The sequence below is a fragment of the Brevundimonas naejangsanensis DSM 23858 genome (assembly GCF_000421705.1).
In the GTDB taxonomy this organism is placed as follows: domain Bacteria; phylum Pseudomonadota; class Alphaproteobacteria; order Caulobacterales; family Caulobacteraceae; genus Brevundimonas; species Brevundimonas naejangsanensis.
Genome location: NZ_ATXN01000002.1, coordinates 1,433,596 through 1,451,015, shown reverse-complemented (window position 1 = coordinate 1,451,015; position 17,420 = coordinate 1,433,596). Strand labels below are relative to the sequence as shown.

Below are 17,420 nucleotides of genomic sequence, written 5' to 3'. Positions count from 1 at the left end.
GTTCACCGGCCAGGATGGTCCCATGACGCCCTTAGCGACGCCGATCGACATCCGTCCCCTGACTTCGCTCAGGTTTCTCGCGGCCCTGTGGGTCGTGGTCTATCTGATGTGGCCCAATCTGGCGGTCGGCGGCATGCCCGCCCTGGCGGCCAAGGGTTATCTGGGGGTCGAACTCTTCTTCGTCCTGTCGGGCTTCATCCTCAGCCACGTCTACCTGCAGGCCTTCGGTGAGAAGCGGTTCGGCTACAGGGGCTTCCTGTGGGCGCGCATCGCGCGGATCTATCCGCTGCACCTGTTCACCCTGTTCGGCGTCATGGCCCTGGGGCTGGCGGCGACGGCGGCGGGGATGGCGATCGATTCCGGCATCCTCAGCTGGAAGACCCTTCTGCCCAATCTGTTGATGCTCCACGCCTGGGGCTTCGCCGGCGAGGCGGGCTGGAACCATCCGTCCTGGTCGATTTCGGCCGAGTGGTTCGCCTATCTGACCTTCCCCCTCTTCGCCGCCGCCGCATGGAAGCTGCGTGACCGGCCGTGGGTGGCGACGGGGGCGGCCGCCCTGTTTCTGGCGGCGCTCTATGTCGGCTTCGAGCGCGTCGCGGGTTATCGCCTGACCGAGGCGACGTTCAAATGGGGGGCGCTTCGGATCGTGCCCTGCTTCGCCTATGGCTGCGCCCTTTATCTGGTCTATCGTCGGGCGCCCCTGCCGCGCGCGGGCCTGCTGGCTGCGGCGGCTGCGGTCGTGATGGCGCTCAGCGCCGCCCTGTTGAGCTGGGACGGGATCACCGTCCTGTCGGGCGGTCTGCTGATCCTCGCCCTGGCCAGCATTCCCGCAGACAAGGCGGGCCTGCTGGGATCGGCGCCTGCCGTCTATCTCGGCGAGATCAGTTACGCCGTCTATATGTTGTGCGCCCCGTGGCAGATACTGGCGGTCAATGTCGTCGCCCGTCTGACCGGCGCTGAAGACAAGCAGCTTCCCTTGGTGTTGTGGCTGGCGATCATCGCCGGACTGATCGTCGCCGCTGCGATTGTTCATCGGCTGATCGAGCGCCCGGCCCGCAGTTTCCTGCGCGGATGGGCGAAACGGCGTCGATCATCTGTGGATCGACGGGGGAAACAGTCGGAAACAGTTCTTCAACATTCTGACCCTATCGTCTAAGGCTTGTCCGCGTTCAGTCGGGAGCACGCCAGATGATGAAACGGCTCACAGCCGCCGCCCTTGCGGCGACCCTTGGCTTCTTCGCCTTCAGCACCACCCCGGCCCAGGCCGGCGACCCCTACTGGCAGTGCGTGACCTTCGCGCGCATGTTCTCGGGGATTCAGATTTTCGGCGACGCCTGGACCTGGTGGCGTCAGGCCGTCAGCAAGTTCCGCACCGGCAATGCCCCTGAGACCGGCTCGGTCCTGGTGTTCCAGCCCCACGGCCGGATGAGCGCCGGCCACGTCGCCGTCGTCTCCGACGTCCTGACCGACCGGGTGATCCGCGTCACCCACGCCAACTGGGGCGGCAGCCGCGGCAAGGTTGAGGAAAACGTCACCGTCGTCGACGTCTCCTCCTCTGGCGACTGGAGCCGGGTGAAGGTCTGGTACAACCCGATCAACGATCTGGGCAGCACCGTCTATCCGACCTACGGCTTCATCTATAATGGCGCCCGCGACGCCTTCGCCAACGGCCGCCAGATGGCCGCCAACGCCATCGCCGACGACCGCGCGGCCAACTAAGCCCAGGTCGCGGCCGCGTCGAAAAAGGGTCTGGCCCCGCCCGGCTGATCGGGCGATAGCTGGTTCATGACCGACGCAAACGACATTCGCGGACCCAATATTCGGGATCGGGCCATCGACACGGCCAAGCACGAGCCGCAGGGTGTGACCTACGCCGGCTATCTGGCGCTTGACGACATCCTGTCCGCCCAGAAGCCGCGCTCCGACCAGCATGACGAGATGCTCTTCGTCATCATCCACCAGACCAAGGAACTGTGGCTCAAGCAGATCCTGCACGAGGTGGCGCTGGCGCAGACGCTGGTGCGCGCCGGCGATCTGGTGCCCGCCTACAAGAGTCTGGCCCGCGTCAGCCGCATCCAGTCGGTGATGACCCAGAGCTGGGACATCCTGGCCACCATGACGCCCGCCGATTACCTGAAGTTCCGCGGCGACCTGGGCGCCAGCTCGGGCTTCCAGAGCGATCAGTTCCGCCGTCTGGAGACCATGCTGGGTCTGAAGGACCCTCGGTTCCTGCGCTTCCACGTCGAACGCCCCGACGCCCATGCGACGCTGAAGGCGGCGCTGGAATCGCCCAGCCTCTATGACGACGCCCTGCGTCAGCTGGCCCGCGCGGGCCTGCCGGTGCCCGACGCCGTGCTGAACCGCGACGTCAGCCAGTCCTATGAGGCCGACGAGGGCGTCGAGGCCGCCTGGCTGGAGGTGTATCGCGACACCGAGCGCTGGTGGCCCCTGTACCAACTGGCCGAGAAGCTGGTCGATCTGGACGACGCCCTGCTGACCTGGCGGCACAAGCATGTGGTCACGGTCGAGCGCATCATCGGCCGTCGTCAGGGCACGGGGGGCACCGATGGCGTGGGCTATCTGGTCGAGACGCTGAAGCGCCGCTGCTTCCCTGAACTCTGGTCGCTGCGCACCAAGCTGTAGAGCGCGGGCAGATCGGCAACCTTCGCTGCTGGCAGGGATTGAACCTGTGAAACGGCCAAGGAGGTTTCCGATGAGCGGCAACAGTCACGACATCAAGGTCCTCAACAGTCTGATCGAGGGGCTGATCGACAGCGCCGACGGCTATCATGAAGCTGCGGTCGAAACAGCTGACGGCGCCTATCGCCACTGGTTCGAGGCGCGGGCGTCCGAGCGTCGCCGTCTGGCCGAAGAGCTCAAGGCGGCGGTGCGAGAGCGCGGCGGTTCGTCCGATGAGGACGGCTCCATCCTGGCCAAGGCCCAGCGCGCCTTCAGCGATATCAGCCACGCCCTGCTGCGCAGCGAGGTCTCCATGATCGATACGGTCGAAAACGGCGAGGATCAGTTGAAAAGCCGGTTCGAGCGGGCGCTGGCGGACGAGGCCCTGTCGGCTACGACCAAGGAGAGCATCCGCCGCGCCTATGGCGAAGTCTGCGCAGGATATGATCAACTCAGCGCGCTGAAACACAGTCTCGCGGGCGACAGAGCGCGCTCAAGCAGCGAGCCGCCGCGCGGCGAGCGGTAGCGCACTCAACCCGCTCAAGCAGCGAGCCGCCGCGCGGCGAGCGGTAGCGCACTAAAAAGCCCCGGCGTTTCCACCGGGGCTTTTGATCTTCAGCGCGAAGTCGAAGCCTGAAATCAGGCCTCGTCGCCGGCCTTCTCGGTCGTGCCGGCGGCCGGGACGGCGACCTTGCGGGCCGTCTGGCGCTCGGCGATCCGGGCCGACTTGCCGCGACGGTCGCGCAGGTAATACAGCTTGGCGCGACGGACGACGCCGCGACGCTTCACTTCGATGGAGTCGACGTTCGGCGACAGGATCGGGAAGCGGCGCTCCACGCCTTCACCGAACGAAATCTTGCGGACCGTGAAGGTCTCGTTCACGCCGCCGCCGTCACGGGCGATGCAGACGCCTTCGAACGCCTGGATGCGTTCGCGCTCGCCTTCCTTGATGCGCACGTTGACGCGCAGGGTGTCGCCCGGCTGGAATTCGGGGATGGTCTTGCCTTCGAGCAGGCGGGCTTTTTCTTCGGCAGCAAGTTGCTGGACGATGTTCATGTTATTTCTCCGGAGCTTGTTTGCTCTTTACCTGTAAGTTGGCGAGATGCCGCTCCCAGAGATCCGGGCGCCGCTCCCGCGTCGTTCTTTCCCTTTGTTCCTGACGCCATTGGGCGATCTTCTTGTGATCGCCTGACAACAGGACTTCCGGGATGTCGTGGCCCTCGAACGTCCGCGGTCGCGTGTACTGCGGATGCTCAAGCAGGTCGTCCTCGAAGCTCTCGGTGGACAGGCTTTCCGCCGCACCCAGAACCCCCGGAACCAACCGGACGCACGCCTCGATCGCCACCATGGCCGCCGCCTCGCCGCCGGCGAGCACCGCGTCCCCGACGGAGACCTCCTCGAACCCCCGGGCGTCGAGCACCCGCTGGTCCACCCCCTCGAAACGGCCGCACAGGACGACGATGCCGTCGGCCTTGGCCCATTCCGTAACCCGCGCCTGCGTCAGGGGCCTGCCGCGTGCGCTCATGTACAAAAGCGGCCGAGATGGGCCTTCCAGGCTGTCGAGAGCCCTGGCCACCACGTCCGCTTTAAGCACCTGACCGGGACCGCCACCCGCAGGGGTGTCGTCCAGGAAGCCGCGCTTATCTTCGGAAAACGCGCGAATGTCCAGCGTCTGCAGGTCCCACAGCCCCTTCTCGCGCCAGGCGGTGCCGATCAGCGACACCCCCAGCGGTCCGGGAAAGGCCTCGGGGAACATGGTCAGGACGGTGGCGGTAAAGGGCATGGGCAGCCTCCTAGCCCTTCTCCCCCCGAGGGAGAAGGTGTCATGCGTCAGCATGACGGATGAGGGGGCGGGCGGATGAAGGCGAGACGTCAGCCGTCCGTGCGCTGAAACCTCCCCCTCATCCGAACTCCTCCGGCGCCCACCTTCTCCCCCGGCGGGGAGAAGGAAGACTTAGGCCGGGTGGCCGCCGCCCTTGGCGATCCAGGCGTCGACCAGGTCGCCCAGCACGTCCAGCGGCACGGCGCCCGAACCCAGGACGACGGTGTGGAAGTCCTTGATGTCGAAGCGGTCGCCCAGCGCCGCCTCGGCTTTTGCGCGCAGTTCCTCGATCTTCAACTCGCCGATCTTGTAGCTGGTCGCCTGGCCCGGGTTGGTGATGTAGCGCTCGACCTCCTTCTGGATGTCGCGCTCCGACAGCAGGGAGTTGTGACGGAAATAGTCCATCGCCTGTTCACGGCTCCAGCGCTTGGCGTGCAGGCCGGTGTCGGTCACCAGACGCACCGCGCGCCACAGCTCGGTCGAGAGGCGGCCGAAGTCGGAATAGGGGTCCTGATAGAAGCCCATCTCCTTGCCCAGGCGCTCGGCATACAGGCCCCAGCCTTCGGAATAGGCGCCGTAGCCCCCGAAGCGGCGGAAGCTGGGCAGGTGCTCCATCTCCTGCGCATAGGCGATCTGGAAGTGGTGGCCCGGCGCGCCCTCGTGATAGCTGATGCCCTCGATCTGGGGCTTCAGCACCTGGGTCATGTCCGACAGGTTGACGTAGTAGATGCCCGGGCGCGAGCCGTCCGGCGCGGGCGAGTTGTAGAAGGCGATCGACGCCGTCGCCTCACGGAACGGTTCGACCGCACGGACCTCCAGAGGGGCCTTGGGCAGGTTGGAGAACCACTGCGGCGCCACGGCCATGACCTGGGCCACGAAGGCGCGGGCGTCGGTCAGATAGGCTTCCTTGCCCTCGGGCGTGTTCGGATACTGGAACTGCGGGTCCGTCTTCAGGAAGGCGAAGAAGTCCTGCAGCGTGCCGGTGAAGCCGACCTGGGTCTTGATCGTCTCCATGTCGCGCTGGATGCGGGCGACCTCGTCCAGGCCGATCTGGTGGATCTGGTCGGCGGTCAGGTCGGTGGTGGTCGAGAGCTGCAGGCGCGCGTTGTAATAGGCCTCGCCGTTGGGCAGGCGCCACACGCCCGCGTCGCTGTCGGCCTTCGTCTGCACCTGGCCGAGCGCCGTCAGCACCGTGTCGAAGCCGCGCTTGTAGGGGCCGGTCAGGGCTTCGCGGGCCGAGGCCAGCAGGCGGTCCTTGGTCGCCTGATCGGCGTCGAGGGCGGCGATCTTCTTCTGGAAGTCGGCCCAGACCGGGTTGTCGTCGCCGCCGTCGAACGGCGCTCCGGCGATCACCGCGCGGGTGTTGTCGATCGAGGGCTCGAAGACGAAGCGGGGCGAGACCACGCCCTTGCCGGCGCGTGCGCTCAGGGTGTCGGCGACCTGGCCCATGTAGCGTTCGGCGGCGTTCAGGCGGGCGACATAGGCCTCGGCGTCAGACACGCTTGCGATGCGGTGGTTGTTGATCAGGAAGACCGGCAGGCTGGTGGTCGGGTTGCCGTTGGCGGCGAACTGGAAGCCCCAGTCGCGCCACTGGTTCGACAGGCGCGCCTGCTGCACGCCGTGCTCGAACAGGCGCCAGGACAGGCGGCTCTGCTCGCTCAGCTTGGTCGGATCGAACTGGGCCTTCATCTGGGCCAGCTGGGCTTCCTGAAGCGCCAGCGAGCGTTCGGCGGCGGCGTCGGAGACGTCGTCCAGCTTGTCGTAGTCCGTCTTGCGGCCCAGCGAGGTCATGCGCTGGGGGCTCAGCGCCACGCGCGCCTCGAAGGCCTGTTCGAAGAAGGCGTTGAGCCGCGCGTCCTCGCTTTGGGCCTGGGCGGCGGCAGCGGCGGGCGCCGCTCCTTCGGCCATGGCGGCGGGCGCGGCGGCGCAGAGCGCCAGCACGGCGGCGGATGAAATCAGAAGACGACGCATGAGAAAGACCCCCTCGGTACAATAAGGGGCGCACTCTTTCGCGAAGCGTGGCGGGACGCAAGCGGCTAAGGCATCGCCCTCTCCCGCCGGGAGAGGGTCAGCTCGCGCGCAACTGCGTAATCGTCCGCCCCGGCGCGATCTGTTCGGCGTCGGTGATCAGGTGGACCAGCGCCGGACGGCCGCCTGCCGCCGCCTCGCGCGCCGCCGCCAGGGCCGCCGGGAAGTCGCCGGTCGTCTCGCAGCGCACGGCGAAGGCGCCGAAGGCCTCGGCGTATTTGACGAAGTCGGGGTTCTTCAGCTCGGTGGCGATGACGCGGGCCGGGTATTCCCGCTCCTGGTGCATGCGGATGGTGCCGAAGGTCCCATTGTCCACGACCACCACGACGACGCCGAGGCCGTACTGGGCGGCGGTGGCCATCTCATTGGCGCTCATCATGAAATCGCCGTCGCCGGCGATGCAGACGACCTCGCGCGACGGATGGACCGCCTTGGCCCCCAGCGCCGCCGGATAGCCATAGCCCATGGCGCCTGAGGTCGGGGCCAACTGGGTGCGGCGCGCCTGATGGCGGTGGAAGCGGTGCAGCCAGGCGGCGAAATTGCCTGCGCCGTTGGTGATGATGGCGTCCTCGGGCAGGGCGTCGGCCAGGTGGGCGATGACCTCGCTCATATTGACCGCGCTCTCGACCTCGATGGGCGAGGAGAAGCTCAGGAAGTCGGCATGGGCCGTCGCGCTCTGTTCGGTCCAGGCGCGGCCCGGCTCGATGGCCGACAGGGCCAGCGCCGCCAGAGAATTGTCCGCCGCCGCCGACAGGGCGGGCGCCCAGACGCGGCCCAGTTCTTCCGGTCCCGGATGGATGTGGATCAGGGTCTGCGCCGTCTTCGTCCGGTCCAGCAGGGTGTAGCCCTGCGTCGGATTCTCGCCCATGCGCGCGCCGATGACCAGCAGCAGGTCGGCCTCCTTGACCCGTGCGACCAGCTTGGGGTTCGGCCCGAGGCCGAGGTCGCCCGCATAGCCGGGGTGGTCGTTGCGGATCAGATCCTTGCGGCGGAAGGACAGGGCGACCGGCAGGCCCAGACGCTCGGCCCAGCCGGAAATCGCGTCGGTCGCTTCATCGGTCCAGCCTGAACCGCCCAAGATCAGCATGGGACGCTCGGCGCGGCTCAGGCGTTCGCGCACCTGTTCGACGAAGGCCGGATCCAGCGCGGCTTTTGCCGGGACGACCGGACGGACCGGGGCGGGGCCGCCGTTCTCGTGCAGGATGTCCTCGGGCAGGGCGACGACGACCGGCCCCATGCGGCCCTGCTGGGCCGTTGTGAAGGCGCGCTCGACCACTTCGACGGTGCGCTGCGGGCTTTCGATCTCGGTCGCCCATTTGGCCAGGCCGCTGAAGACCTCGCGATAGTCGACCTCCTGGAAGGCGCCGCGGCCCCGGTCGGTCAGGGCGATCTGGCCGACGAACAGGATCATCGGCGTCGAATCCTGATGCGCCGTGTGCACGCCGATCGAGGCGTGGGTCGCGCCCGGCCCGCGCGTGACCATGCAGACGCCGGGACGGCCCGTCAGCTTGCCATAGGCCTCGGCCATGTTGGCGGCGCCCGCCTCATGACGGCAGACGATGACCTCGATCCTGTCGCGCACGTCGGCCAGGGCGTCGAGCACGGCCAGATAGCTCTCGCCCGGCACGCAGAAGACCTTGTCGACCCCGTTCATCACCAGGGTGTCGACCAGACGGCGGGCGGCGGTGTCAGGAGCTTGCGTCATACGTTCGCCGTTAGCAGATTGCAGGATGAATTGGCCATGCAACCTTATGGCCAAGCTTCACGTTGAAGCGCTCTATCGATCCACGGGGATTTCATCATGCGCAAGCTCATCGTTCTGGGCGTCATCGCCGCGGCCCTGACCACCGCCGCCTGCAATACGGTGTCGGGCATCGGTCGCGACCTGTCGGCCGCCGGTCAGGCCGTGACCTCTGGCTCGGAGCGCGCCAAGAGCTGATTGCGACACACGGCCGGTCGCCTTGTTTTACGTTTATGTCGCCCCGGTGTCCGGCCTTTCCGCTACGCTGACGCTCCAATCGGAGGAATGAGCATGGGACTTCTGGACAATATTCTCGGCGGTCTGGGCGACGGCGCGGCCGGGGGCGTGGCCGATCTGCTGAAAAGCCAGGGCGGCGTGGCGGGCCTGACGGAAAAGTTCGGTCAGAACGGTCTGGGCGATGTGGCGGCCTCATGGATCGGCAAGGGCGGCAACGCCGCGATCAGCGCCGAGCAGATCGCCGCCGTGCTCGGTTCCGGCCCTATCGCCGATTTCGCCAAAAAGCTGGGCGTGTCGCCGGAACAGGCCAGCGCGACTCTGGCGACCCTGTTGCCGCAGGTCATCGACCGCCTGACGCCGAACGGCACGGCCGCCGGCGCTGACGACATGCTGGGCGGTCTTCTGAACAACCTGCCGGGCGGCCTCGGCGGCGCCCTGGGCGGCCTGTTCAAGCGCTAGGCTTCAGCCTCATAGGTGACGCCCGTCAGATACAGGCCGTCTGACGGCGCCACCGGGCCGCAGCGGGCGCGGTCTTTCGCCGCCAGCGCCTCGGCCAGATCGGCGGGAATCCAGCGGCCCAGACCCACTTCGGCGATGCTGCCCGCCATTGAGCGCACCTGACGATGCAGGAAGCTGCGCGCCTCGAACACCAGATGCACCTCTTCACCGACGCGGGCGACGCGGGCTACGTCCAGCGTCTTCATCGGACTGGCCGCCTGACAGGCGGCGTCGCGGAAGGTGGTGAAGTCGTGCAGGCCGATCAGGGCTTGCGCCGCCGCGTGCATGGCTTCGGCGTCCAACGGCTTCCTGACGTGCCAGACCCGGCCCCGGTCCAGCGCCGGGCGGCCGGGCCGGTTCAAGATGCGATACAGGTATTTGCGCCCCGTCGCGGTGAAGCGGGCGTGCCAGTCGTCGCTGACTGGCGTGCAGTCCAGAACCGCGACCGCATCCCTCACCAGATGGGCGTTCAGGGCGTTCATCACCGTCTGCGCGGGCCAGTCGCGTTCCAGATCGACATGGCAGGTCTGGCCCGTGGCGTGGACGCCCGTGTCGGTGCGCCCGGCGGCGGCGATGCGGACGCTCTGTCCGCTGAAGGCGGCGATGGCCGTCTCAATGGCCCCCTGCACGGTCGGCTGGTCGGTCTGGGCCTGAAAGCCGTTGTAAGCCGAGCCGTCGTACTCAACCGTGAACCGATACCGGGGCATTATCCTAGGGTGCCGCGATCAGAAGGCTCCGCCTTCTCGACCCGGCGCGGCCCGGCCAGAACCACTCCAGCGGGGATGGGGTAGCCGCGCAGCATCTCCTCGGCCGATTGCGCCGCCTTGCCGGGGCGCTGCACGCGGGTCAGGCGCACGGCGCCGGTTCCGCAGGCGATCGTCAGGGCGTCGTTCAGCACCTGACCGGCCGGGCCTTGCCCGTCGGCCAGAACCGACATCAGCGCCTTGACGCGCACCGGCTCGCCGTCGGCCTCGACCTCGAACCAGGCGCCGGGGAAGGGCGACAGGCCGCGGATGTGGGCGTCCACCTCGGGGGCCGGGCGGCTCCAGTCGATGCGGGCCTCGGCCGTGGTGATCTTCTTGGCATAGGTCGCCTCGCCGGCCTGCTCCGTCTCGGTGAAACCGCCGCGCTCGATGGCCGCCAGGGCGCGCGGCCACAGGGCGGCGCCGACATGGGCCATGCGGTCGCTGAGGCTGGCGGCCGTATCGTCGGCGTGGATGTCCATCAGTTCCGACAGGATGATGGCGCCTTCGTCCAGTCCTTCGCTCATCCGCATGATCTGGGCGCCGGTCTGGCGATCGCCCGCCATGATGGCGCGCTGGATCGGGGCGGCCCCGCGCCAGCGCGGCAGCAGCGACCCGTGCAGGTTGAAGCAGCCCAGGCGCGGCGCCTCCAGCACCTCGGGCTTGAGGATCTGGCCGTAGGCGACGACGCAGGCGGCGTCGAGATCCAGGCTCTTGAAGACTTCGATGGCCTCGGCCGACTTCATGCTCTCGGGCGTGAAGACCGGCAGGCCCATGGCCTCGGCGAAGGCGTGAACCGGCGACGGCGTCAGCTTCTGGCCCCGGCCCTTGGGGCGCGGCGGTTGCGAATAGACGGCGACGATCTCGTGCCCCGAGGCGATCAGCTCGGCCAAGGACGGCACGGCGAAGTCGGGGGTTCCCATGAAGGCTAGGCGCATGGGCAGGCCTTTAGACCGTGAGGCCGATTACATCCAGCGGGTATAGACGCCGCCGCCCTCGTCCCACTCGCCGCCCGCGTCCAGCGCGTCGTCGAAATCGAGCAGGCGGTCGACGATGAGGCCCGCCACCACGCCGACGGCGGCGACGGCTAGCAGGGTCGCGACGCTGGCGACGCCGACCTTTTCATTGCGCGTCAGGCGGCGACGGCCGCGCTGGTCTATGATGCGGGTCTTGCGGGACATCAGGCGGCCATCCTCGCGTGTTTCTTGACCTTGGCGACCGCGCGGTCGCGACGCAGGCGCGACAGGTGGTCGATGAACAGGACGCCGTTCAGGTGATCCAGTTCGTGCTGGAAGCAGACGGCGTAGAGGCCCTCGATCTCTTCTTCGATCGTCTCGCCCTGATAGTTCATGTAGCGGACGCGCACGCGGGCCGGACGCTCGACCGCGTCGTAATAGGTCGGCACCGACAGGCAGCCCTCTTCGTAGGAGAACATCTCCTCCGACGCCCACAGGATTTCCGGATTGACGAAGAAGCGCGGATTGCGGCGCTCCAGCGCCTCTTCCTCGGTCTGCGGCTCGTCAGCGGCGCCCTCGACCGGCTTGTCGCCCAGGTCCATGACGACCACGCGGGTCAGCTCGCCGATCTGCGGTGCGGCCAGACCGATGCCCGGTGCGTCGTACATCGTTTCCAGCATGTCATCCATCAGGGCGCGCACGGCGTCGCTGACGCCGCCCTCGACGGGTGCGGCGACGGTCTTCAGGATCGCCAGGTCGGCGGCGTTATCGATAGTCAGGATACGACGAATGGCCATGCGGGGGAGGTAGGGCCGCAACCCCCGAAGGTCAAGAATTTCCGACTCCTGGACTCGGGTTTCATCCGGCCTGGTTCAGGGCGATCCCTACGATCTGCAGGATGGTCCAGAGCATGCCAGCCGCGGCGAGGCCGATACCGAACCGCGCGGCTCGGAAACGGCCGCGCCGCATCGCTTCAAAACGCTCGGGTTCGGCGGCGCGCTCAATGCGGGTTGCGGCGGCGCCCTTGCTGCGGATGACGCCCGCGCGCCCAGCCTCGAAGGCAGGCAACAGTTCACGCAGCATGAGGAACAAGCCCGCCAGTACGGCGCCGATCCCGGCCAGAATCCACATCTTGACGCCCTCCCTTAAAGTGAAGATCGGGATACTGGCGTTATTTCTGGAGGGTGTCGAGCGGCACTTCCCGCGGCTTGCGGTCCTGGTCGATGGCCACATAGGTGAAGACGCCCTCGGTCACGCGGACCGACAGAGCTTCAGCCTGGCCGCGCGCCCGCTTCCATGCCTCGACATGAACGCGGATCGAGGTGCGGCCGACGCGGATGATCTTGGCGTAGGTGGACACCTCGTCGCCGACCGACACCGGCTGGTGAAACACCATGCCGTCCAGCGCCACGGTGGCGCACCGGCCGCCCGCGCGCTCGAACGCCGGGGTCGCCCCGGCCAGGTCCATCTGGGCCAGAAGCCAGCCGCCGAAGATGTCGCCCTCGGGATTGGTGTCGGCGGGCATGGCGATGACGCGGCCGACGGGCTGGCCTTCAGGCAGGGTGGCGATAGGCTTTTCGTCGGACACGGCGATTTCTCGATAGGGCGAGGGAGAGGGCGGATTTCATGCGCTTTTGGCCTTGAGGGCGCAAGTTCGTTGCGGCGATTTCAGGAACGGGCGACGAAACGCAGAACTGCAGGCAGGCTGGCGAAGGGCGCAGAGCCGTGGTCCTCGCCGGCCAGGATCGACAGGGTCGCCCCGTTGGCTGTCGCCAGATCGCGCAGGTTGGAGACCATGCGCCGCGCCAGATGCGGGCCGGGCAGGGCAGGGGCCTCTTCTTCGGCGCCGACGGCCAGGAACAGGTCGCTTCGGGTCTGCGGCGGTTGGGCCTTGATGACGGCCGGATTCCACCAGATCGACGGGCTGATGGCGACGAAGCGGGCGAAGGGGGCCGAGCGCGTGCGGGCTTCCAATACGAACTGACCCGACATGGAATGGCCCATCAGGGCGGCGCGCGCTGGGTCGGCGCCGTGCCGGACCGCCAGCGGCAGGATGTCTTCGATCAGACGGCGCAGCAGGTCGGGGCCGTGCGGCGCGACTGTCCGCCCGCCCTTGTCGGCGCGGGGAACGAAGGCGAAGGCGCCCAGCCGTTCGGCGCTGGGCGCCAGGGCGACGCCGATCACCATCATCGGCCCCACGCGCGTCTTCTGCGGGCGGCGGGCCAGGCGGCGCGCGCACTCGGCGGCGGCGGTGAAATAGGCCTCACCCTCCAGCACGATCAGCAGGGGCCAGCCCTCGGCCGGGGGCTCGCCCTCGGGCGCGCTCAGCCACAGGGTCAGGCCGGGCGCGTCGCTCTCGGCGGCCAGGCTCAAGGCGCGGCACCCGCCGGACAGGGGCGGGGCGGACGGCGAAAAGACGCAAGGGGCGGAATCCATGGCTTCACCCTAGCCCATCTCGGCCCTGAGATGTATTGCGACGCAGTCGCTGAATGGAGTGTGCTGTTGGCGAGTCTTGAACCTGCCGCGTCGAAAGCGGCGTCTAGCGCGACGCCCAGCCGAACGCCCGACGCGATTGCGGCCTATGGGCGCGACGTGCGCTTGCGGTTCGTCGCCATCGGCGGGCTTGCGGTTCTGGCCCTGTGCAGTCTGTTGCTGGACGTGGTGACGGGGCCGTCCTCCATGTCTCCCCTGACCGTGCTTCAGGGCGTGTTCGACCCGTCCAGCCTGACCACGGCCCAGCAGGCCATCGTCTGGCAGGTGCGCCTGCCCTACGCCCTGATGGCGATGATGGTCGGCGCCGCCCTGGCCCTGGCGGGCGCCGAGATGCAGACGGTGCTGAACAATCCGCTGGCCAGTCCCTTTACGCTGGGCGTGTCCTCGGCCGCCTCCTTCGGCGCTTCGCTGGCTATCGTGCTGGGGGTAGGGGCCAGCTTCATCGGCGCCGACTGGCTGGTGCCGCTGAACGCCTTCGTCTTCGCCTTCGGCTCGGTGCTGGCGCTTCAGGCGCTGGCGCGGATGAAGGGCTCGGGCGTCGAGAACATCGTCCTGTTCGGCATCGCCCTGGTCTTCGCCTTCAACGCCCTGACGGCGTTGGTGCAGTTCCTGTCCTCGGCCGAGGCGCTGCAGCAACTGGTGTTCTGGACGATGGGATCGCTGTCGCGCGCCACCTGGGGCAATGTCGGGGCGCTGGGCCTGGTGCTGGCGGTGGTCGCGCCCTTTTCCCTGTTGTCCTCGCGCGGCCTGACGGCGCTTCGCCTCGGCGAGGACCGGGCCATGAGCTTCGGCGTCGACGTGAAGCGTCTGCGTTTCCTGTCCCTGCTGCGGGTCAGCCTGCTGTCGGCGACGGCCGTGGCCTTCGTCGGCGCCATCGGCTTCATCGGTCTGGTCGGGCCGCACATCGCCCGCCTGCTGGTCGGCGAGGATCACCGCTTCTTCCTGCCCGCCAGCATCCTGTCCGGGGCGGTCATCATGTCGCTGGCCTCGGCGGCGTCCAAGATCATCGTGCCTGGCGTGCTGATGCCGGTCGGCATCGTCACCGCCGTGATCGGGGTGCCGGTTTTCCTGGTGCTGATCTTCCGCAACGGGGGACGCGCATGACCGGGCTGGACATCCAGAACCTCAGCGCCGGCTATGGCGGCCGCCCCATCGTCGAGGGCCTCAGCCTGCCGCCGCTCAGCCCCGGCGAGGTGGTGTCCGTGGTCGGCCCGAACGGCGCGGGCAAAAGCACCTTCCTGCGGGCTCTCGCTGGTCTGATTCCGGCCAAGGGGGCGATCCGGCTGGATGACGCTGAACTGACCGGCCTGTCGCTGGCCGACCGGGCCAAGCGCGTCACCTACATGCCCCAGACCCTGCCGCAGGGCGTGGCCCTGACGGTGCTGGAGACGGTGGTCGCCTCGATCCGCGCCACGCCGCTGGGCGGCGCCAGCTTCACCGACCAGCAGGCGGTCGAGCGCGCCTATGAGGTGCTGCAACGCATCGGGGCCGAGGCTCTGGCCGGGCAGCGTCTGGACCGGCTGTCTGGCGGCCAGAAGCAGTTGGCGGGCCTGGCCCAGGCCCTGGCGCGCGAGCCGCGCCTGCTGCTGCTGGACGAACCGACCAGCGCGCTCGACCTGCACTATCAATTGCGCGTGCTGGACCTGGCGCGTGAAGCGGCGGCCGAGCGGGGCATGACGGTGATGATCGTGCTGCACGATCTTCAGGCGGCGGCGCGCGTCTCGGACCGGATCGCCGTCATGGCCAAGGGGCGGCTGGTCGCCTTCGGGACGCCCGACGAAGCCGTCACACCCGCCATCCTGGCCGAGGTCTATCGCGTCTCGGCCCGCGTCCAGCGCTGCGATCGCGGCGTGCTGCAGGTCATGATCGATGACGTGCTGGCGCACTGATCGTCGCTTCTATCCAACCCATGAAAAAGGCCCGGCTGCATCGGCGGCCGGGCCTTTTCTTATTCGGTCCTGATCGGGACTACGGACGGATCAGCGTCACCACGTCGCCGGTCGGGTCGACCGGGACCGGCGTGCCGGCCGGGGCGTTGCGCGGCAGGCCGCGCGCCTTGTTCGAGACGTAGACGGCGTTGGTCGCGCGATCGATGGCGATGGTCTGGGGGAAGGTCCCGGTCTCCAGGTTGGCCTTCACTTCATAGGTGTCCGAATCCAGCACCGTCACCGTGCCCGCCTGACGGTTGGCGACGTAGATCTGCTTGACCGCGCCGTTGTAGGCGACGCTCAGGGCGCCCGCGCCGGTGGCGGCTTTGTGGATCAGGGCGCCGGTGTCGGCGTTCAGCACCGTCAGTTCGCCCGACTTCTGGTTGGCGACGAACAGGCGGCGGCCTTCGGAATCGACGGCGACGTTGATGGCGGAATCGCCGTGCGACGGCCATTTGCCGACCGTCTCGCCGGTGGCTAGGTCGATGGCGGCGACTTCATTGCTGCTCATGCCCGTGACGTAGAGGCGGTTGGTCGCCGGATCTAAGGCCGCCCCGGTCAGGGCGCCGATCGCGACGGGAATGGCCCGCTCGACCGTATTGGTCGCGCCGTCGATGACCCAGACCAGGTTCGGCTTGGCGTCGTCGTCCGCCTCGCCGCCGACGACGCTGACATAGACCTTGTTGTTCGCCTCATCGACGACGACCTGGCGGACGTGAGCGCCTTCTTCGTCGCCGTTGCGGATGGTGGAGATGACTTCGCCCGTGCGGGCGTTGATGGCCGTGACGGCGCCCGCGCGGGTGTCGGTGCCGTACAGGACCTGGGTGCGGGTGTTCAGGTTCAGGCCGTAGAGCGGATTGGCCGAGACATCGACCGAGGACTCCGGCGCCAGGCTCTGGCCCTGCAGGCGAACGATCTGGGCCTGATTGGCGCCGCGCGGGCCGACGGCGGCGACATAGAGGTCGTTGTCGGCTGGGTTGAAGACGATCTCATACAGGCCGCCGGGGGCGACCTTGACGGTCTTCTCGATCGTCTGGGCCGAGGCGGTCGAGGCCATCGCCAGGGCGGCGAAGGCGGCGGCGGTGACAAGGCCGTTGCGCAGGATGGTCATGGCGGTTCTCCGGGGTGAAATCAGGGGGCAGAACGTCAGGCGGCCGGGACCAGATCGGTCCAGTAGTCCCCGCGATAGGGCACGGCCAGGAAGTCCTTGTTGATCGTGTCCAGCGTCGCGCGCGGGTCCAGATCGGCGAACAGTTCGGGCTGTATCCACTTGGCCAGAACCTCGGTGGCGACGATGTCGATGGGCGAGTTGATCAGCTGGTGCGACAGGCCGTGCACCTTGCCCTCGCGCACCGCCTTCAGGGTCGACAGGCCGCGCCGCCCGGCTACGCGGCGCAGCGAGGCGCGCGAGGTCTCTGCGTCGTATTTCGGGCCGACGACAAAGCCGCCGGTCTTCTCCAGGTGCGGGCCGCCGGTGGCGATATAGATGTCGGGATCGCGCTCGACCACGAACTCCAGGTTCAGCTTGCCGGACGGCTGTTTCAGCACCTCGGCCCCGATGTTGCGGGCGCCGACGAAGGTCAGATAGTCGCCGATATTCCCGGCGCCGACCGAGTTGCAGCAGTCCGGTCCGTTGCCCGCGTGGGCCTCAAGGAAGACGGTCGGCTTCTGTGCGTCCGTCAGCCCGGCGACGCGCTCGGAGATGGTTTTCAGCTTGGCGGCGCGGAAGGCGTTATAGGCCTGCGCCTGCTCCTCGCGGCCGATCATGGACCCCAGCAGGCTCAGGCTGCGGGGCTGATTCTCGAACGGGTGCTGAAAGAAGTCGATATAGGCGACGCGCACGCCCGCCTGCTCCAGCTGCGCCGTCTGGGCGTCGGTCGGGCCGGAATCCAGCGACACCAGGGCGACCTGAGGCTGGGCGCCCAGCACCGCCTCGACGTTGAAGGCGGCGGCCGAACTGGGCGTTTTGGGCAGGCTGGCCAGCGCCGGGGACTTCTCCAGATAGGCGGCGTAGATTTCCGGGCTGAGACGGTTCACGTCGCCCGCCCAGGCCGCCAGCAGACTGACCGGATCGGGATGGATCAGCGACAGGGCGATCAGGAAGCGGCTGTCGTCGATCGAAAGCTTCGTCACCGGCGGGGTGATGGCGACGGGCCGGTCGCGCAGATCGGTCAGCAGGGACGAGGCCCCCGTCTCTTCACGTCGCGTGCAGGCCCCGGCGCCGGCGGCCATCAGGGCGGCGGCGCCCAGCAGAAGGGCGCGACGGCCCGGTTTGAATTCGGCCATCGGCCCCAT

Annotated in this window: 21 protein-coding genes; 8 read left to right on the top strand and 13 right to left on the bottom strand. The window is 68.1% G+C overall.

The features are described from left to right. Positions 1-22 precede the first annotated feature (22 nt). The 4 genes from H556_RS0107280 to H556_RS0107265 all read left to right on the top strand — a co-directional run bounded on the left by H556_RS0107280 (position 23) and on the right by H556_RS0107265 (position 3,205). Positions 23-1,156 (top strand): acyltransferase family protein, encoded by a 1,134-nt coding sequence (locus H556_RS0107280; RefSeq protein ID WP_024353816.1) that lies wholly within the window; start codon positions 23-25, stop codon positions 1,154-1,156. 32 nt (positions 1,157-1,188) lie between these two features. Continuing rightward, a complete protein-coding gene (locus H556_RS0107275; protein WP_024353815.1) occupies positions 1,189-1,719 on the top strand; it encodes a CHAP domain-containing protein in 531 nt (176 codons plus the stop codon). A 66-nt stretch (positions 1,720-1,785) separates the two neighbouring features. Further along, positions 1,786-2,643, top strand: coding sequence for a tryptophan 2,3-dioxygenase (locus H556_RS0107270; protein WP_024353814.1), 858 nt, complete (start codon positions 1,786-1,788; stop codon positions 2,641-2,643). Between the two features lie 70 nt (positions 2,644-2,713). Beyond that, a complete protein-coding gene (locus H556_RS0107265; protein ID WP_024353813.1) occupies positions 2,714-3,205 on the top strand; it encodes a PA2169 family four-helix-bundle protein in 492 nt (163 codons plus the stop codon). Between the two features lie 113 nt (positions 3,206-3,318). Here H556_RS0107265 and rplS read toward each other — a convergent pair whose 3' ends face one another. The 4 genes from rplS to H556_RS0107245 form a co-directional block, all read right to left on the bottom strand. Further along, positions 3,319-3,735, bottom strand: coding sequence for a 50S ribosomal protein L19 (gene rplS, locus H556_RS0107260; RefSeq protein ID WP_024353812.1), 417 nt, complete (start codon positions 3,733-3,735; stop codon positions 3,319-3,321). Position 3,736: 1 nt separating this feature from the next. Then, positions 3,737-4,462 carry a tRNA (guanosine(37)-N1)-methyltransferase TrmD gene (trmD, locus tag H556_RS0107255; RefSeq protein ID WP_024353811.1) on the bottom strand — a complete coding sequence of 242 codons (726 nt, stop codon included), beginning with the start codon at positions 4,460-4,462 and terminating at the stop codon, positions 3,737-3,739. Between the two features lie 171 nt (positions 4,463-4,633). Next, complete coding sequence (locus H556_RS0107250; RefSeq protein ID WP_024353810.1) at positions 4,634-6,472, bottom strand: DUF885 domain-containing protein; 1,839 nt, start codon at positions 6,470-6,472, stop codon at positions 4,634-4,636. A gap of 97 nt (positions 6,473-6,569) precedes the next feature. Next, positions 6,570-8,234, bottom strand: a complete 1,665-nt coding sequence (locus H556_RS0107245) for a thiamine pyrophosphate-binding protein (protein ID WP_024353809.1) — start codon at positions 8,232-8,234, stop codon at positions 6,570-6,572. Positions 8,235-8,330: 96 nt separating this feature from the next. Here H556_RS0107245 and H556_RS0107240 point away from each other — a divergent pair, with 96 nt between their 5' ends. Both H556_RS0107240 and H556_RS0107235 read left to right on the top strand, forming a co-directional pair. Then, complete coding sequence (locus tag H556_RS0107240; protein WP_003166208.1) at positions 8,331-8,468, top strand: entericidin A/B family lipoprotein; 138 nt, start codon at positions 8,331-8,333, stop codon at positions 8,466-8,468. Between the two features lie 93 nt (positions 8,469-8,561). Further along, positions 8,562-8,966 carry a YidB family protein gene (locus H556_RS0107235; RefSeq protein ID WP_024353808.1) on the top strand — a complete coding sequence of 135 codons (405 nt, stop codon included), beginning with the start codon at positions 8,562-8,564 and terminating at the stop codon, positions 8,964-8,966. On the opposite strand, the gene truA is transcribed toward H556_RS0107235, so the two are convergent. From truA to H556_RS0107200, 7 genes are all read right to left on the bottom strand, one after another. Continuing rightward, positions 8,963-9,712 (bottom strand): tRNA pseudouridine(38-40) synthase TruA, encoded by a 750-nt coding sequence (truA, locus tag H556_RS0107230; RefSeq protein WP_024353807.1) that lies wholly within the window; start codon positions 9,710-9,712, stop codon positions 8,963-8,965. The genes H556_RS0107235 and truA overlap by 4 nt on opposite strands. Continuing rightward, a complete protein-coding gene (fmt, locus tag H556_RS0107225) occupies positions 9,712-10,686 on the bottom strand; it encodes a methionyl-tRNA formyltransferase (protein WP_024353806.1) in 975 nt (324 codons plus the stop codon). Before fmt ends, truA begins: the two co-directional genes overlap by 1 nt. A gap of 27 nt (positions 10,687-10,713) precedes the next feature. Beyond that, the gene (locus H556_RS0107220) at positions 10,714-10,929 is read right to left on the bottom strand and encodes a hypothetical protein (RefSeq protein WP_024353805.1); all 216 of its coding nucleotides are present in this window, start codon (positions 10,927-10,929) and stop codon (positions 10,714-10,716) included. After that, positions 10,929-11,501: a peptide deformylase gene (gene def / locus H556_RS0107215; RefSeq protein WP_024353804.1), complete on the bottom strand. Its 573-nt coding sequence runs from the start codon at positions 11,499-11,501 to the stop codon at positions 10,929-10,931. Before def ends, H556_RS0107220 begins: the two co-directional genes overlap by 1 nt. Before the next feature lie 61 nt (positions 11,502-11,562). Then, on the bottom strand, positions 11,563-11,835 hold the full coding sequence (locus H556_RS0107210; protein ID WP_024353803.1) for a hypothetical protein: 273 nt from the start codon (positions 11,833-11,835) through the stop codon (positions 11,563-11,565). A 40-nt stretch (positions 11,836-11,875) separates the two neighbouring features. Beyond that, positions 11,876-12,292 carry an acyl-CoA thioesterase gene (locus tag H556_RS0107205; protein ID WP_024353802.1) on the bottom strand — a complete coding sequence of 139 codons (417 nt, stop codon included), beginning with the start codon at positions 12,290-12,292 and terminating at the stop codon, positions 11,876-11,878. A gap of 80 nt (positions 12,293-12,372) precedes the next feature. After that, a complete protein-coding gene (locus H556_RS0107200) occupies positions 12,373-13,140 on the bottom strand; it encodes an alpha/beta hydrolase (RefSeq protein ID WP_024353801.1) in 768 nt (255 codons plus the stop codon). 60 nt (positions 13,141-13,200) lie between these two features. Here H556_RS0107200 and H556_RS0107195 point away from each other — a divergent pair, with 60 nt between their 5' ends. Then, positions 13,201-14,301: a FecCD family ABC transporter permease gene (locus H556_RS0107195; RefSeq protein ID WP_245559434.1), complete on the top strand. Its 1,101-nt coding sequence runs from the start codon at positions 13,201-13,203 to the stop codon at positions 14,299-14,301. Further along, positions 14,298-15,086 carry an ABC transporter ATP-binding protein gene (locus H556_RS0107190; protein ID WP_024353799.1) on the top strand — a complete coding sequence of 263 codons (789 nt, stop codon included), beginning with the start codon at positions 14,298-14,300 and terminating at the stop codon, positions 15,084-15,086. Before H556_RS0107195 ends, H556_RS0107190 begins: the two co-directional genes overlap by 4 nt. 79 nt (positions 15,087-15,165) lie before the next feature. On the opposite strand, the gene H556_RS0107185 is transcribed toward H556_RS0107190, so the two are convergent. After that, a complete protein-coding gene (locus H556_RS0107185) occupies positions 15,166-16,236 on the bottom strand; it encodes a YncE family protein (RefSeq protein ID WP_024353798.1) in 1,071 nt (356 codons plus the stop codon). 35 nt (positions 16,237-16,271) lie between these two features. Continuing rightward, positions 16,272-17,411: an ABC transporter substrate-binding protein gene (locus H556_RS0107180; protein WP_245559433.1), complete on the bottom strand. Its 1,140-nt coding sequence runs from the start codon at positions 17,409-17,411 to the stop codon at positions 16,272-16,274. Positions 17,412-17,420 lie beyond the last annotated feature (9 nt).

What these genes read in the sequence shown, in the direction of transcription:
- H556_RS0107250 (WP_024353810.1), bottom strand. Translation starts at nt 6,472, where the DNA reads ATGCGTCGTCTTCTGATTTCATCCGCCGCCGTGCTGGCGCTCTGCGCC.
- H556_RS0107190 (WP_024353799.1), top strand. Translation starts at nt 14,298, where the DNA reads ATGACCGGGCTGGACATCCAGAACCTCAGCGCCGGCTATGGCGGCCGC.
- H556_RS0107265 (WP_024353813.1), top strand. Translation starts at nt 2,714, where the DNA reads ATGAGCGGCAACAGTCACGACATCAAGGTCCTCAACAGTCTGATCGAG.
- H556_RS0107200 (WP_024353801.1), bottom strand. Translation starts at nt 13,140, where the DNA reads ATGGATTCCGCCCCTTGCGTCTTTTCGCCGTCCGCCCCGCCCCTGTCC.
- H556_RS0107220 (WP_024353805.1), bottom strand. Translation starts at nt 10,929, where the DNA reads ATGTCCCGCAAGACCCGCATCATAGACCAGCGCGGCCGTCGCCGCCTG.
- H556_RS0107270 (WP_024353814.1), top strand. Translation starts at nt 1,786, where the DNA reads ATGACCGACGCAAACGACATTCGCGGACCCAATATTCGGGATCGGGCC.
- trmD (WP_024353811.1), bottom strand. Translation starts at nt 4,462, where the DNA reads ATGCCCTTTACCGCCACCGTCCTGACCATGTTCCCCGAGGCCTTTCCC.
- H556_RS0107210 (WP_024353803.1), bottom strand. Translation starts at nt 11,835, where the DNA reads ATGTGGATTCTGGCCGGGATCGGCGCCGTACTGGCGGGCTTGTTCCTC.
- rplS (WP_024353812.1), bottom strand. Translation starts at nt 3,735, where the DNA reads ATGAACATCGTCCAGCAACTTGCTGCCGAAGAAAAAGCCCGCCTGCTC.
- H556_RS0107235 (WP_024353808.1), top strand. Translation starts at nt 8,562, where the DNA reads ATGGGACTTCTGGACAATATTCTCGGCGGTCTGGGCGACGGCGCGGCC.
- def (WP_024353804.1), bottom strand. Translation starts at nt 11,501, where the DNA reads ATGGCCATTCGTCGTATCCTGACTATCGATAACGCCGCCGACCTGGCG.
- H556_RS0107180 (WP_245559433.1), bottom strand. Translation starts at nt 17,411, where the DNA reads ATGGCCGAATTCAAACCGGGCCGTCGCGCCCTTCTGCTGGGCGCCGCC.
- H556_RS0107275 (WP_024353815.1), top strand. Translation starts at nt 1,189, where the DNA reads ATGATGAAACGGCTCACAGCCGCCGCCCTTGCGGCGACCCTTGGCTTC.
- H556_RS0107280 (WP_024353816.1), top strand. Translation starts at nt 23, where the DNA reads ATGACGCCCTTAGCGACGCCGATCGACATCCGTCCCCTGACTTCGCTC.
- H556_RS0107185 (WP_024353798.1), bottom strand. Translation starts at nt 16,236, where the DNA reads ATGACCATCCTGCGCAACGGCCTTGTCACCGCCGCCGCCTTCGCCGCC.
- truA (WP_024353807.1), bottom strand. Translation starts at nt 9,712, where the DNA reads ATGCCCCGGTATCGGTTCACGGTTGAGTACGACGGCTCGGCTTACAAC.
- H556_RS0107245 (WP_024353809.1), bottom strand. Translation starts at nt 8,234, where the DNA reads ATGACGCAAGCTCCTGACACCGCCGCCCGCCGTCTGGTCGACACCCTG.
- H556_RS0107240 (WP_003166208.1), top strand. Translation starts at nt 8,331, where the DNA reads ATGCGCAAGCTCATCGTTCTGGGCGTCATCGCCGCGGCCCTGACCACC.
- fmt (WP_024353806.1), bottom strand. Translation starts at nt 10,686, where the DNA reads ATGCGCCTAGCCTTCATGGGAACCCCCGACTTCGCCGTGCCGTCCTTG.